Raw genomic sequence first — 14325 nt, 5'->3', positions numbered from 1 at the left:
CAACAGCCCACTTTGTTTCTTTTGAATAAACGTTTTTGCCCATGCAAAAACACCTCCGATTTTCACTTTTAATAAGTGTATCATTTCGAAGGTGTTTTATTGTGTCCCAAATACCTAGGTTAGTCTAATTGCTTCCCGGCTTTTTCTTTATGTTTTAATTAACCTTTCATCAACCTAAGTCCATTCAAAATGACAAGTATGGTGCTTCCTTCATGCCCGATCACCCCAAGAGGGAGTGTTAAAACCTGAAAGAAGTTTGCTAACAGTAAGAATAGAATAACACCAATGGAAAACACGATGTTCTGTTTAACGATCTTTGATAATCGTTCAGATAAACGCATAGCATATAACAGCTTACTAAGATCATTTTTTACGAGTACAACATCTGCTGTTTCAATCGCTGCGTCACTCCCCATTCCCATCGCGACGCCCACATCTGCAATGGCGAGTGCTGGGGCATCATTCACACCATCACCGATCATCGCTACTACAGCTTCTCGATCTTTCCATCCCTTTACCGTATTCACTTTATCTTCAGGCATACAGGAATAGCCCACTTCATCTACTTTTGCGAGTCTGCCTAACATTTCCGCTCCTCGCTTAGAATCCCCGGTCAGCATCAAAGTTAATATGTGTTTCTTTTTTAAACTATCAATAGCTTCAATAGTTTCACAACGTACAGTATCACCGATTAAGAAATAAGCTGCGAGTTCGTCATCCGCGGTAACATAAACGATCGTTTGTCCTGTAACTTCACTATCTTCGGTGAGATCTGCGATTAAGTTGGACTCTTTTTCTTCCGATATACCTGTCAGTTCCCTGCTGCCGATCTTCCATTTGATACCCGCAGCTTCAGCTTTAACCCCGAGACCGGGAATGTTTTCATAAGAGATGACCTCTTTTTCGTTTCCTTCAAAATCCGGCTCTAATCGCTTTAAGATCGCTTTTGCTAACGGGTGCGTACTATTTTTTTCTATTGTATAAATAATGGGGTTCAAAATATCCTCTTTTATGGAAGGATGAACATATCTAACCGCTGTTACAGATGGGTTGCCTTCTGTGAGTGTTCCTGTTTTATCAAACGCAACGACATTGACTGTTCTTAACTTCTCAAGGAAAACTCCACTTTTAAAAAGGATCCCTTGCTTTGCAGCATTTGAAAGAGAAGCGAGTAACGCTGGCATCGTTGACGCAACAAGCGCACAAGGAGATGCTACAACCAACAATACACATGCGCGGTAAAACGAATCTGAATAGCTCCATAATCCCGTAGAACCTGGTATCAGCACTGTTAAAGCGGCTGCTAGTAGGACGAATAAAACATATTTCGCTTCAAATTCCTCAATCTTTCTCTGTACAGGCGGTGCTTCATTCTGTGCACGGTTCACCATGTCGATCATTCTTTGGAATACTGAATCTTTCATATGTTTGGTTACAGAAATTTCGAGAAGACCCGTTTGATTAAGTGTCCCTGCTAATACTTCTGACGAGCACTTGATCTCTTTTGCAAATGATTCACCCGTTAAAGCGGACTCATTTACAAATGACTTTCCCTTCTGTACAACGCCATCTGCTGGAATTCTCTCACCCGGCTTTACTTTAATTCGATTACCTGGCTTTAAAGTAGAGGCATCCACTCGAATCTCTTGATTTTCTGAGATCAGCCATGCTTCTTCAGGCTGGAGGGAAATGAGTGATTTGATTTCCTTATCGCTTTTTTGAAGTGTGTAGCTTTCAAGAGCACCTGAATAGGCAAAAATCAGAATAAGGACAGCCCCTTCCCCCCAGTAACCGATTGCCGCAGAGCCGATCGCCGCAAACATCATTAACAGCTCAACATTCAGCTTCTTTTCATTGATACTGTCTTGAATACCTTCAACTGCTTTCGCATACCCGCCGACAATAAAAGCCAGTATATAAAACAGTACATAGAATGGTGATTGGGTATACGTTTCAATGAGCCAAGCGGATAGAATTAAACATCCTGCAGTGGTAGCAAGTATAAGCTGAGTCCGTGCAGAGAGTTCCATGTAGACTTCCCTCCTACGTATTGATAATAACAATCATCCTCATTACCCTTATAAAAGCAGAAATGCTGCCGTCTAGGTGACAGCAGCCTATAAACTATCCAATATTCGGTTCCTAGCCCTATTAGTGTATGTAGAACTTATTTCGAAAGTGACACGTAAAAAGTTATTTTTATTATACCTTTTTGTTGAAAAGAATGAAATGAACGCCGTTTTAAAAAAGGATATTATAAAGGAGCTTTGTTAAAGACAGCTTTTTTGCTTATATTCTTTTCGTTGGGGAAAAGTAATAAGAAACAAGGATTGGATAAAAGTTTTGTAAATTTTTGATTACAAGACCTTCATTTTCGACAAATATTTTGTATAATGTGTTGGGTGGTTAAAAAACACATAAACAACTGCTGGTTAAAAAGGGTTTAAGAAAAGGTTTAAAGACATTTCTTGTGGAGGGTATTTATGTTTACAAAGAAGAAGGACAAGTTTGCTGTAATGCTTACTGACATTGCTAGCAACCTTAAAGAATCTGCTGCTTATTTTTACGATTTCAAGATCCATAATGAAAATGACTTGCGTGAGTTCGCAGATCATTTGAAAGAACTTGAGTCAAAAGGCGATTCTTTTGTTCATACCGTTATCATGGAATTGAACAAGGTGTTTATCACACCTATCGAGAGAGAAGACATCTTATCACTTGCTATGACCATGGATGATATTCTAGACGGCATCGAACAGGCTTCTGCTCTATTCGATATTTATGCCATCACAAATCCTGATGAATATATGGTTAAATTTGTTGAAAATATTAAGTTAAGTGCAGATGAGATTCTACTTACTGTGAATCTTCTAGCAGATAAAAAACTTCTAGATATGCGCGAACATGCCATTAAGATTAAAGATTATGAATCAAAATGTGACGATCTTTATCGTGAAGCACAACGTCAATTGTTCGCAACAGAAACGGATCCTATTAAAGTAATCAAGTACAAAGAAATGTACGATGTTCTTGAAGGCATCGCCGACAGCTGCCAGAACGTTGCGAACACATTAGAATCTATTATCATGAAAAACGCGTAACGGGTATTAGCAATGGAATTTGATTCTATATTAATCCTTACCATTCTTGTTGTATTCGGAGCACTAGCCTTTGATTTTATCAATGGATTCCACGATACAGCGAACGCAATCGCAACGTCTGTCTCAACAAAAGCTTTATCACCTAGAAGAGCCATCCTTATGGCTGCTGTCATGAACTTTGTCGGAGCTATGACATTCACAGGTGTAGCAAAAACTATTTCTAAGGACATTATAGATCCCTTTACCCTTGAAAACGGATCAGTTGTCATACTCGCGGCCTTAATCGCTGCGATAGCATGGAATTTGATCACATGGTATTACGGCATTCCAAGTTCTTCATCACATGCGATCATCGGATCGATCGCAGGTGCTGCTATTGCGGCAGCAGGCTTTGGAGCATTGCATTATTCCGGATTCCTTAAAATTATTTACGGTTTATTGCTTTCACCTATTTTGGCATTTGCCGTTGGTTTTGTATTCTATAATGTGATCAAACAAATTTTTAAAAATGCAAACTTAACAAAAACAAACAATAGTTTCAGAAAAGTCCAAGTCGTCACTGCGGCATTCCAAGCCTATTCACATGGTACGAACGATGCTCAAAAAGCAATGGGTATCATTACCATGGCGTTAATTGCGAATGGCTACACAGAAAGTACAGATATTCAGTTATGGGTACAAATTTCCTGTGCGGTAGCAATGGGACTTGGAACTTCTATCGGTGGTTGGAAGATCATCAAAACAGTTGGTGGAAAGATTATGAAGATTCGTCCCGTTAATGGGGTTTCTGCTGATTTAACAGGTGCTTCCGTTATCCTTGGTGCCTCAGCTCTAGGTATTCCTGTTAGTACAACGCACGTGATCACATCTTCTATTCTAGGCGTAGGAGCATCACATCGCTTAAGAGGCGTAAAATGGGGAACGGCTAAAACCATGATGATCACTTGGTGTATTACATTACCGATCTCAGCAACACTTGCTGCAATATCCTATTTTATTTTAGATTTATTTTTTTAAAAGTTTTAGAGAAGAAGCTTGAGTATGAGCTTCTTTTTTTCATGTAAAAATATGATGAGCTCACATTTATGTGATGTAAGCCTATTTTTTGTGATAACGCTATTTGAAATTAAAAAGTCCTTCATTTATTTTCAGAATGAAGGACTTTTTATAATTTTACGCGCCTTTTTGCTCTTTTAAAGGAGAAACTTTTTTCGTTAGCCAGTTCTTCCCTTCTACTAAGCGCGCAGTCATCATGCTTGCGACATTATCGCCGGTTGCGTTCAGCAATGTTGCCGGAGGATCGATGATAGCAGAGATTGCAGCAATGATCGGAAGTGCCTCAACCGGGAAACCAAACAAGGATAGGATCAGCATCTCAGCAATCAACCCACCTTGAGGAATTGCTCCCATTACCATACCTACTAAGAGCGCAACTCCACCTACGAGTAAGTATGTGTTGAATCCAGAGAAATCCATACCAAAGATCCCGAATAAGAATGTTATCTTCAGTACACCGCCAATGACTGAGCCATCTTTATGAAGCGTAGCACCAAGCGGGATTGTGGTTTCTGCAATATCATTAGGAACCCCCATCTTTTTTGTCGCTTCTAAGTTAACCGGAATACTTGCAGCTGAACTGCATGTAGCGAGACTCGTAACAGACAGTGAAACCATGTTTTTCCAGAATACACGCATTCCAAGTTTTCCGTGTGCCATCCATGCATAAAGTGTAAAGAACACAAAGAAATACACAATAGAAAATGGGTAATAGAATAATACCGCTTTAAAATAAGAGCCTAAAAGAGTTGGCCCGAACTCTCCAACAAGTGCCGCGAAGTAAGCACCGAGTCCGATTGGTGCATAATACATAACGTACTTGACCATCTGCAGGGTTACTTCACTTCCCGCTGAAAGGAAATTCGCAAGAGGCTTAGCCTTCTCTCCTACTTTTGATGTAGCAAGTCCCAATAAGACAGAGAAAAGAATAAGCGCAAGCATGTTCGCGCGGCTTAAGAGATCAACGAAATCAGGCACGGTAACGGTGCTGACTAATTGATCACCGATTGAAACATTCTCACTTGCCTCATCAGGTTTTACAAGATCGATAGTCACACCTTCAGATGGAGGAAACAGCTTAATTCCCGCCATACTTGTAACGGCGGCAATCGTACCTGTTAAAGTAAAAACGATCATCATTGAGCTTATGATTTTACCAAACCTTTTTGCTCCTGCCATGTTCGCAACACTCGCAGAGATCGAAAAGAAAACGAGCGGAACAACGATCATGAACATCACATTTAAAAATAAGTCCCCAAACGGCTTAAGTACTGCTGCATCCTTCCCCATCACTGAGCCAATCACACTTCCAATAATAATCGCAAAAAGTAAAATGATCGGCGAACGATATGCTTTCCACGTATTTTTCATAACACTACTCCCCTAACTTGACTTGATTCATTGCACTCTCTCTATTTTATACGGAAATTTTTATTTGCATAGAGGAGGATGAATTATTTTTACATAATAAAAAGAGACTTATTATTGATAAAGTCTCTTTTACTATTACTTATTTTATTTGAAGGTTAGTGATATTTGTCTTAGCTGCCGCCTTATTAAATCCTGAGATGATATCTATAATAGAGAAAATAACCATGGTAGAGATAATGGTCCCTATCCACCAGCCCGCTGGGACATCTTTAAAAGCTTCAAACAACTTTAAAGTAAATGCTTTATTAAAAAGTGTCGAATCTGTCAGCATGACACAGAGTAATCCTAAGGAAAAGAAATGGTACACCATGTTGATAACAGCTAGTGCTTTTGTCCATTTCCCGATAAAGAATTTATAGATGGCCAGCCCGATTTCGATAGCAATCAAAAGGATCAGGAAGGGTGCATACGAATACAGTACATCCTGATTAAATAAGGGTGCTTCAAGCTTCAATCCTTTCAAGCCTTCTCCTGTTTGTTCATACCAGCCGATTAAGTTAGACGCATTAAATAGAATGGTTGCCCATAATGCTGTCCAGAACAAACTGAAGAAAACCTCACTTTTTGGTATTTGTCTTTTCTTTTCAACCTTTTCAACTTGATACAAATCGTCTGGTGTCCATGGCTTCTTTTTATTTTGTCCTTTTTCGTATGATAATCCTGTTCGTTCGAGAACGATAAAAACGATTGTAACCCAGAAGAAAACTTGAAATAGAACGTTGAAACTAGAGAGTAACATCTTCAATGATAACTGTCCGACTAATGATAATAGGGCAAATAGAGACTTATCTTCGTCGAATGTCATGATGCCATGAACAAACAGGGCAAGACTGCTTACTACGACAGAAATAATAGCTGCAACAATCAGGACATTGATGTAGCTGTCATAAAAGTCGGGACCGATGATATACCGTGGTTTATCCTGATATTCGTTTGCTAGTTTGGCAGGGTCGCCTAGCTTCGACAGGACTTTCTTCAGATCCTCTTCGGTATGTTCATCAGGAAGCATATCTTCAATGATGGACCTCAATTCCATGGCAATGTCATCCCTTATTTTTACCGGAAGCCTTCGTGTAACTTCATTGATATAACATTCTTGCAAATTCATTTAGAATCTCCTCCTTCTAACATCGAATTTAATTGCATTGATGTTTGAAACCACTCTTGTTTAAGCTCCTCAAACATTTCTTTTCCGAATTCGCTCAGGAGATAATATTTTCTAGGTCTATTCTCGCTTGTATCCCATTGGCTTGTTAAGAGTTCCTGTTTTTCCAGTCTTCTTAATAATGGATACAGTGTGCTTTGATCAATCATAATGTTGTTTTCTTCTAACCGCTGTACAAGAGAGTATCCGTACTGCGGTTCTTGAAGCTGGCTAAGTACAGCCAGGGTTAAAGTACCCCGCCTTAATTCGGTCTTAAGTGAGAGAATTAAATCACTCATGCAATCACCTCGATCCTATTATAGTGTATGTCGTACAGTATTGTAAAGTTCCAAATATGTTGAAAATAATTATATTATAAAAAAAGGGGGACAGACCCGGGTCTGTCCCCCTTTCTTTTTTAATACGCTTTTGCCCAGTAGACGAGATGCTTTCCTTCTTGTTCACAGCACACGCATTGATCCGAGAGCTTTTCTTGTTCAAACGGAATGCATCTGGATGTTGCCCCTGTTTCCTCTTTAATGAAGTTTTCACACCCTTCATCTCCGCACCACATGGCTTTAATAAATCCTCCGTTGGTTGTAAGACTTTCTTTAAATTCATCGAAAGTAAAAGCAATACTTGTTTTTTCATCTCGATGTTTTTTCGCTTTGTTAAATAGATTTTGTTGAATGTCAGCTAAGGTTTCTTGGATGTGAGATTCTAAGTTTACAATGGATACTGTTTGTTTTTCTCCTGTATCTCTGCGGACAAGTACAACTTGCTTCTGTTCGATATCTCGTGGTCCCACTTCAAGTCGGAGCGGAATTCCCTTCATTTCATACTCATTGAACTTCCAGCCTGGTTTTTTATCGCTTGCGTCAATTCCTGCCCGAATGCTACCTGAAAGCTTTTCTTTCAAATCGTATGCAAAATCCAGTACACCTTCTTTGTGATGAGCGATCGGCACGATCATCAGCTGTGTTGGTGCGATTTTAGGCGGGACGACTAGCCCTCGGTCATCACCGTGGACCATAATCATTGCACCGATAATACGCGTAGTAAAGCCCCAGGAAGTTTGTTGTACGGTCTGCAGCTTGCCTTCTCTGTTCGTGAACTCAATGCCGAATGCTTTTGCGAATCCGTCACCCAGGTGATGAGAAGTTCCTGACTGCAACGCTTTCCCGTCATGCATCAGACTTTCAATCGTATACGTATATTTAGCTCCAGCGAATTTTTCTTTCTCTGTTTTTTGTCCTTTGACGACCGGTATAGCTAGATACTCTTCGCAAAGTTCGGCGTAAACATGAAGCATACGCACCGTTTCTTCATGCGCGTCCTCATCTGTTTCATGACACGTGTGGCCTTCTTGCCAAAGGAACTCTAGCGTACGAAGGAAAGGACGCGTCGTTTTTTCCCACCTAACCACGTTCGACCATTGGTTATAAAGCTTAGGGAGATCTCGGTAGGAATGAATGACGTTTTTAAAATGTTCGGCAAAAAGAACTTCAGAAGTCGGCCGAACACAAAGACGCTCTGTCAGCTTCTCTTCCCCACCATGTGTCACCCATGCTACTTCAGGCGCAAAGCCTTCTATATGGTCTTTTTCCTTTTGCAAAAGACTCTCTGGAATAAAGAGCGGCATATAAACATTCTCATGCCCTGTTTCTTTGATTCGTTTATCCAGTTGTTTCTGGATGTTTTCCCAGATCGCATACCCGTACGGTCTTATGATCATAGACCCGCGAACACTCGAGTAATCGATCAGTTCCGCTTTTGTAACAACATCTGTATACCACTGTGCAAAATCCTCATCCATGTTTGTTACATCTCTTACAAATTCCTTTGCCATTAGATGCACCCCGCTTTTTTTAGTAAATAAAAAAAGCTATGCCTGTCTTAGGGACCATTTTGCCATGGCGGTACCACCCTAATTCAAAGCATAGCTTTACACTCTTTCATGATAACGGTTTTGAACCGCTGATCTCTTCCACTAAAATCGGAGTCAGAACTCAGAGGCAGGTTCGATTGGTTGTCAGCAGGAACCTCTCAGCAAACAGCTCCCTCTCTGAAGAAGACAAGATCAATGTACTAACCCTCATCAATGTTTCGAGTTTGTTTTTTCAAAATTATAGAGGAAACTGCCATGAACTGTCAATTCCTGTTTTAAATCGTTTGTTCTGGAGAGATGTTGCTTGGGTTCAAAATTCATGAAAAAGCCTGAAATCCTTGTGGATGGATTTCAGGCTTTCTTTAATCAAAGGGGTGTGCACCCCACAAATACAAATCGGGGTGATTTGTATTTGTCTGGGGTCAGACCCCTACTTTTGTACTAGACCCACCACATCTCGGCAGGCTGTTCAGAGATAAGAATCGACTGCAGGTTCTTTACAGCGCGAGTGAAGCCTTCTTCGATCGACATGATCGGATCTTCGTGTTCGATGCTCACTACATAATCGTAGCCATACGTACGAAGCGCACTCATCATGTCTGACCAATCCTGAACAGAGTGACCGCAACCTACTGAACGGAAACTCCATGCACGGTTTTGAACAGCACCGTATGGCTGCATATCCGTTAAGCCGTACATGTTGATGTTGTCTTGATCTAAATACGTATCCTTCGCATGGAAATGATGGAGTGCTCCAGCTTTACCTAAGATCTTGATTGCCGCGACAGGATCGATTCCTTGCCACCATAAGTGAGAAGGATCAAGGTTCGCACCAATCGCATCACATGTTTCTTCACGCAGTTTTAACAACGTGTAAGGTGTGTGGACTAAGAAACCGCCGTGAAGCTCTAAACCAATCTTCACACCATGTTCTTTTGCGAACTGACCCCATGTACGCCAGTAAGGAATAAGCTTCTCTTCCCATTGCCACTTCAGTACATCGCTATACTCGTTCGGCCAAGGAGATACCGGCCAGTTTGGATACTTAGCGTTTTCAGAATCTCCTGGTACGCCTGAGAAACAGTTTACAACGGGTACATTCATCAAACCAGCAAGTTCTACTGTTTTTACAAATGTATCATGAGATTCCTTCGCGAACGCTTCATCTGGAGACAACGGATTACCATGACAGCTGAACGCTGAAATCGTTAAACCGCGCTTTTCCACTTCATGCAGATATTCGTTTCGCTTGTCTTCACTCGCTAACAATTCATCCATCGGACAATGCGCGTTGCCAGGATAGTTTCCCGTTCCAATCTCAACCGCTTGAACGCCTGCCTCTTTTACATAATCAAGCATTTCTGTGAATGACTTCTGCGAAAAAAGAACTGTAAATACTCCTAGTTTCATGCTTTCTCCACTCCTTTTCCATTCTCAACAGGGACGCTTTTCCCCATCAAACTGCTTGCATAGATTGCTTCAATGACACGTGATGTGTTCATCGCTTCTACTGCTTTTACCAATGGCTCAGCTTTTCCTAGACAGCTGTCTATAAAATTCTTAGCCTGTACAATGCCAGGATCATCTTCTCCAAGAATCCAATCTGCTTTTGCAGTGGTCAACATGCCGTTCTCTGCTTTATTGACCGAAAAAGGAAATACATCCAGCCCGCCTCGGTCTCCTGAGATCCGAACCATTTCCGCATCATCAGGAATATTCGCAGCCCATGAGGTTTCAAAAAGGATCGTTCCTCCGTTCGCTAAACGAATGTAAGCTGTAACGTGGTCATCGACTTCGAACGTTTCCGCATCAAACGAACCCCATTGGTTCACTTGTTCGGCTTCCCGGCTGACCGTGTTATACGTTTGCCCCGAAACTTCACGGATTGCTGGGTTACCCAATAGCCATAACGTTAGATCTAGCAGATGGCAACCGTAATCTATTAAACTTCCTCCACCTTGAAGCTCTTTGTTCGTAAAAACTCCCCAGCCTGGCACCTTTCGTCTTCTAAGAGCCTGAACTCGGACGACAAATGGATTACCTACTTCACCTGCTTCGATGACACGTTTAGCTGCTTGGGATTCTTTCATATAACGGTAATGGTACGCGATAGAAAGAACTTTTCCAGAACGTTTTTCAGCTTCTATCATCTCTTCGCATTCCTCAACCGTCATCGCCATCGGTTTTTCACATAGAACGTGTTTTCCAGCATCGAGAGCCGCAACCGTTATTTCTCTATGAAACTTGTTTGGCGTACAAATGACAACAGCATCTACGTGCGGCCACATCTCTTGATACGTTGTAAAATAATTCGGTACGTGAAATTTTTCAGCAACAGATTTAGCCACTTCTACATTGACATCACTGATCGCAGTAATTTCTGCTTGATCTCCAAGTTGTTGAAAAGCGGGGATATGACGGCCTTGTGCGATGCCGCCAGCCCCGATTATACCCACTCTTAATTTCATGCGTGTACTCCTGTTCTTACTTTTTCGATCGTCTTCTTCTCATTGGATTCTAAGGCTGCTAGGATGACAGCTAGTGAACGCTTACCTTCTTCGCCTGTGATAAGCGGAGATTCACCTGATTCAACCGCTTCAATAAAATGATCAACAACATGGGAGTTTGATTGATTTTCATTCGTTTGGATCGCACCAAGCTCATAACGAACGATTGATCCGTTCGTGTATTGTGCGACAAGAGAATATTGAGGATCATCTTCAAGGCGAAGAATTCCCTTTTCTCCATAGATGATCGTTGAGTTGTCTTCTTTTGCCGTGTACGACCAGCTCGCAGCAAGTGTTCCAATAATGCCGCTGTCTGTTTTCAACACACAAACGGCAGTGTCATCAACGGTAGCAAATTCTTTTGCACTTGTTTCCACGAACGCTCCAACTTCAGCGATCTCTTCTCCAAGGATATAACGGATCAAATCTGTTTTATGAACACCTAGATCACCCATTGCGCCGATAAATGCTTCATCTTTCTTAAAGAACCAGCTGTTCTTTCCATCAACACTCCACGCTTCAGGTCCAGGGTGCCCGAATGCTGTGCGGAAGCTGTACACTTTTCCAAGCTCTCCGCTCGCAATGATCTCACGCGCTTTTTGGTGCGCTGGAACAAAACGCTGGTTATGTCCAATCATGAGAGTCTTGCCGCTTTGTTCCGCTGCTTCGATCATCTCTTCTGCTTCTTCTAGAGAAGTAGCCATCGGCTTTTCACATAATACGTGCTTCCCTGCTTTTAGCGCAGCCACGGATACAGGGGCATGCAGGTAGTTTGGTGTGCAAACACTTACCGCTTCTACCTCATCAAATGCAAGCAGTTCATTATAGTCCGTATAGATCTTTCCGCCATAAACAGCTTGTGCCGCCTCTGCGCGTTCTTTTACAACATCACATACAGCCACGATCTCAACATCCTGGTTTGCTGCATATTCCGGCAAGTGGCGGTGATTAGCAATACTTCCACATCCGATAATTCCAACTTTTACTGTCATTTTTACTTCCTCCTCATGATTGGTTATTTTATAGAAAACAATTTTGATGTGCTTGAATAGTGCAATCAAGCCTCTTCCGCAAAGCTCAACTCTCTTGCTATCAAATACTTATAACAATAACTGATTGATGTTCGTTTCTTTCACATCATTGAAAAGTTGAGTGCAAGGTGCGAGACTCCAGCGGGATCAACGGGACAGGTGAGACCGATCAATGTCGCAAAGCGACGAGTGGGCTCACCGCACGCCCCGCGGAAAGCGAGTATCCTGCAACGGAGATCCACTATCTTCACTCACCAGTTTTTTCCGAAAAAAGCCTTTAAATGAATTACTTCGCTCCAATTGCTTCAAGCGGTTTTGCGTTTCCGTACACAGGAGCTTGGCTTCCAGATGGAGCTAAGAATGATACAGCATTCGTGATTACAGTTTGAACATCTTTGTTGTAGTAAGTCGGGTAAGTCTCATGCCCTGGACGGAAGTAGAAGACCTTCCCTTTTCCACGATTGTAAACACATCCTGAACGGAACACTTCTCCTCCTTCAAACCAGCTAACAAATACAAGATCATCTGGAGCCGGGATATCAAAATGCTCGCCATACATCTCTTCTTTTTCAAGTTCGATGTACTCTCCAAGACCGTTTGCTACAGGATGGCTAGGGTTCACGATCCAAATGCGTTCCTTTTCGTCAGCTTCACGCCACTTTAAGTCACATGATGTACCCATTAACTTTTTGAAGATTTTAGAAAAATGACCGGAATGAAGGATTAAGAGACCCATTCCATCCAATACTCGCTGCTGGACTTTATTCACGATCGCATCATCCACTTCGTCATGGGCTAGGTGTCCCCACCATACAAGTACATCTGTCTGGTTTAATACTTCCTCTGTAAGACCGTGCTCAGGCTCATCCAACGTTGCTGTCTTCACATCGTGTCCTGCGTTCTCTAAAAACTCAGCGATCGCACCGTGAATTCCTTTTGGATAGATTTCTTGCACTGTCGGGTTCTTCTGCTCGTGGCGGTTTTCATTCCATACTGTAACTTTAATCATTGTGTATGCCTCCTATATGTTGTGTAAGCGTTTTACGTAAACGTTTACTCTTTTAATAAAATAAAATGAAGCAATGGTGCTTCCGTTTTTTACTTGTTGCGTAAATCACAGACTGACTGCCTTTCTACAATTGTAAATGGCATAAAACGGCTTTCTGCTTCTTTTTCTTCACCTTTAATCAATTTTACTAAAATCTCGCCTGCTGTTTGTCCCATATCTTTTAAGGGCTGTGAGACAGTGGTCAGCCCCGGGTAACACATTTCTGCAAACTTCAGATTATCATACCCGATGATCGACAGTTCTTCCGGCACTTTTATGCCAAGCTGATGCGCAGCGGTCATCGCCCCTATCGCCACCTCGTCACTTACCGCAAACAGAGCAGTCATATTGGGCAGCTGTTTTAGCAGCACAGGCAATGACTCTTTTCCATTTTGAAAACGATAGCCTTCACTGATCGTGATGTGTTTTTCTGAATAAGGCAGCGAATGTTTTTGAAGAGCTTCCTTAAAGCCTTTCAAACGGGGAATTCCCGCAATCGGATCATTCGTTTTGCCGCCTATCATTCCGATCATTTTATGTCCATTTGTTATCAGATACTCAGTTGCTCGAAAAGCACCTTCAAAATCGTTTACGCGGACGAAAGGAAGATCGAACTCGGAAGAAGCAGTTGAGACAAGCACGACTGGAACTTTCATCTCTTGAAAAATTTTATAATATTCTTCCTTCACGACTTCTGAGGCAAAGATGATGCCGTCTACCCGTTTTTCCTGCAATAACCGCAAATATTTAACTGTCCGCTTTCCGCTGGAAGCCGTATTGCAGACGATGACACTGAATCCGGCATCGTGAGCGGCATTCTCAACACCTTCAAGCACTTCTGAAGAAAGCATACCGGACACATCAGGAAACAGGACACCAATGGTTTGGGTTCTTTTATTAATCAGTCCTCGGGCAATGGCGTTCGGCTGATAGCCTAAGGCCTCAATAGCTTCTTGCACTTTTTTCTTTGTGTCCTCCGAATAGCCTGGCAGCCCGTTAACGATCCTGGAGACCGTTGCAATTGAAACATTTGCATACTTGGCTACATCTTTTATTGTCGGATTCAAAACATCTACCTGCTTTCTTTTACGTAAACGTTTACATTTACACTTCCAATCT

The 14325-nt window shown here is 41.8% G+C and carries 12 protein-coding genes and 1 other annotated feature; of the genes, 2 read left to right on the top strand and 10 right to left on the bottom strand.

From position 1 onward, the window contains the following. Nucleotides 1–158: 158 nt before the first annotated feature. On the bottom strand, nt 159–2030 hold the full coding sequence (locus tag M3206_RS12860) for a heavy metal translocating P-type ATPase (protein WP_251312929.1): 1872 nt from the start codon (nt 2028–2030) through the stop codon (nt 159–161). Nucleotides 2031–2483: 453 nt separating this feature from the next. Between M3206_RS12860 and M3206_RS12855 the strand changes: the two genes are divergently transcribed. Both M3206_RS12855 and M3206_RS12850 read left to right on the top strand, forming a co-directional pair. Next, the gene (locus M3206_RS12855; protein ID WP_251312928.1) at nt 2484–3101 is read left to right on the top strand and encodes a DUF47 domain-containing protein; all 618 of its coding nucleotides are present in this window, start codon (nt 2484–2486) and stop codon (nt 3099–3101) included. Nucleotides 3102–3113: 12 nt separating this feature from the next. Then, on the top strand, nt 3114–4118 hold the full coding sequence (locus M3206_RS12850; RefSeq protein ID WP_251312927.1) for an inorganic phosphate transporter: 1005 nt from the start codon (nt 3114–3116) through the stop codon (nt 4116–4118). A 156-nt stretch (nt 4119–4274) separates the two neighbouring features. Here M3206_RS12850 and M3206_RS12845 read toward each other — a convergent pair whose 3' ends face one another. The 9 genes from M3206_RS12845 to M3206_RS12805 form a co-directional block, all read right to left on the bottom strand. Further along, nucleotides 4275–5528 (bottom strand): dicarboxylate/amino acid:cation symporter, encoded by a 1254-nt coding sequence (locus tag M3206_RS12845; RefSeq protein ID WP_251312926.1) that lies wholly within the window; start codon nt 5526–5528, stop codon nt 4275–4277. A 139-nt stretch (nt 5529–5667) separates the two neighbouring features. Continuing rightward, complete coding sequence (locus M3206_RS12840) at nt 5668–6696, bottom strand: HAAS signaling domain-containing protein (RefSeq protein WP_251312925.1); 1029 nt, start codon at nt 6694–6696, stop codon at nt 5668–5670. Next, nucleotides 6693–7031 carry a PadR family transcriptional regulator gene (locus M3206_RS12835; protein ID WP_251312924.1) on the bottom strand — a complete coding sequence of 113 codons (339 nt, stop codon included), beginning with the start codon at nt 7029–7031 and terminating at the stop codon, nt 6693–6695. Before M3206_RS12835 ends, M3206_RS12840 begins: the two co-directional genes overlap by 4 nt. 119 nt (nt 7032–7150) lie before the next feature. Then, entirely contained in the window at nt 7151–8581 is a 1431-nt protein-coding gene (gene proS / locus M3206_RS12830) for a proline--tRNA ligase (protein WP_251312923.1), read from the bottom strand. A 46-nt stretch (nt 8582–8627) separates the two neighbouring features. Then, nucleotides 8628–8843, bottom strand: a binding site (T-box leader). A 218-nt stretch (nt 8844–9061) separates the two neighbouring features. Continuing rightward, entirely contained in the window at nt 9062–10030 is a 969-nt protein-coding gene (locus M3206_RS12825) for a sugar phosphate isomerase/epimerase family protein (protein ID WP_251312922.1), read from the bottom strand. After that, a complete protein-coding gene (locus M3206_RS12820; RefSeq protein WP_251312921.1) occupies nt 10027–11088 on the bottom strand; it encodes a Gfo/Idh/MocA family protein in 1062 nt (353 codons plus the stop codon). The genes M3206_RS12825 and M3206_RS12820 overlap by 4 nt, the downstream gene beginning before the upstream one ends. Further along, nucleotides 11085–12119, bottom strand: a complete 1035-nt coding sequence (locus M3206_RS12815) for a Gfo/Idh/MocA family protein (protein WP_251312920.1) — start codon at nt 12117–12119, stop codon at nt 11085–11087. Before M3206_RS12815 ends, M3206_RS12820 begins: the two co-directional genes overlap by 4 nt. Before the next feature lie 325 nt (nt 12120–12444). After that, nucleotides 12445–13167, bottom strand: a complete 723-nt coding sequence (locus tag M3206_RS12810; RefSeq protein ID WP_251312919.1) for a ThuA domain-containing protein — start codon at nt 13165–13167, stop codon at nt 12445–12447. An 89-nt stretch (nt 13168–13256) separates the two neighbouring features. Then, nucleotides 13257–14273 (bottom strand): LacI family DNA-binding transcriptional regulator, encoded by a 1017-nt coding sequence (locus M3206_RS12805; RefSeq protein ID WP_251312918.1) that lies wholly within the window; start codon nt 14271–14273, stop codon nt 13257–13259. Between the last annotated feature and the right edge of the window lie 52 nt (nt 14274–14325).

Source organism: Fictibacillus phosphorivorans (genome assembly GCF_023715845.1).
In the GTDB taxonomy this organism is placed as follows: domain Bacteria; phylum Bacillota; class Bacilli; order Bacillales; family Fictibacillaceae; genus Fictibacillus; species Fictibacillus phosphorivorans_D.
This window is presented reverse-complemented; position numbering and strand designations above follow the sequence as displayed.

Bases quoted from the DNA above. Each gene is read 5' to 3' on its own strand.
- M3206_RS12860 (WP_251312929.1), bottom strand. From the start codon at position 2,030: ATGGAACTCTCTGCACGGACTCAGCTTATACTTGCTACCACTGCAGGA.
- M3206_RS12855 (WP_251312928.1), top strand. From the start codon at position 2,484: ATGTTTACAAAGAAGAAGGACAAGTTTGCTGTAATGCTTACTGACATT.
- M3206_RS12850 (WP_251312927.1), top strand. From the start codon at position 3,114: ATGGAATTTGATTCTATATTAATCCTTACCATTCTTGTTGTATTCGGA.
- M3206_RS12845 (WP_251312926.1), bottom strand. From the start codon at position 5,528: ATGAAAAATACGTGGAAAGCATATCGTTCGCCGATCATTTTACTTTTT.
- M3206_RS12840 (WP_251312925.1), bottom strand. From the start codon at position 6,696: ATGAATTTGCAAGAATGTTATATCAATGAAGTTACACGAAGGCTTCCG.
- M3206_RS12835 (WP_251312924.1), bottom strand. From the start codon at position 7,031: ATGAGTGATTTAATTCTCTCACTTAAGACCGAATTAAGGCGGGGTACT.
- proS (WP_251312923.1), bottom strand. From the start codon at position 8,581: ATGGCAAAGGAATTTGTAAGAGATGTAACAAACATGGATGAGGATTTT.
- M3206_RS12825 (WP_251312922.1), bottom strand. From the start codon at position 10,030: ATGAAACTAGGAGTATTTACAGTTCTTTTTTCGCAGAAGTCATTCACA.
- M3206_RS12820 (WP_251312921.1), bottom strand. From the start codon at position 11,088: ATGAAATTAAGAGTGGGTATAATCGGGGCTGGCGGCATCGCACAAGGC.
- M3206_RS12815 (WP_251312920.1), bottom strand. From the start codon at position 12,119: ATGACAGTAAAAGTTGGAATTATCGGATGTGGAAGTATTGCTAATCAC.
- M3206_RS12810 (WP_251312919.1), bottom strand. From the start codon at position 13,167: ATGATTAAAGTTACAGTATGGAATGAAAACCGCCACGAGCAGAAGAAC.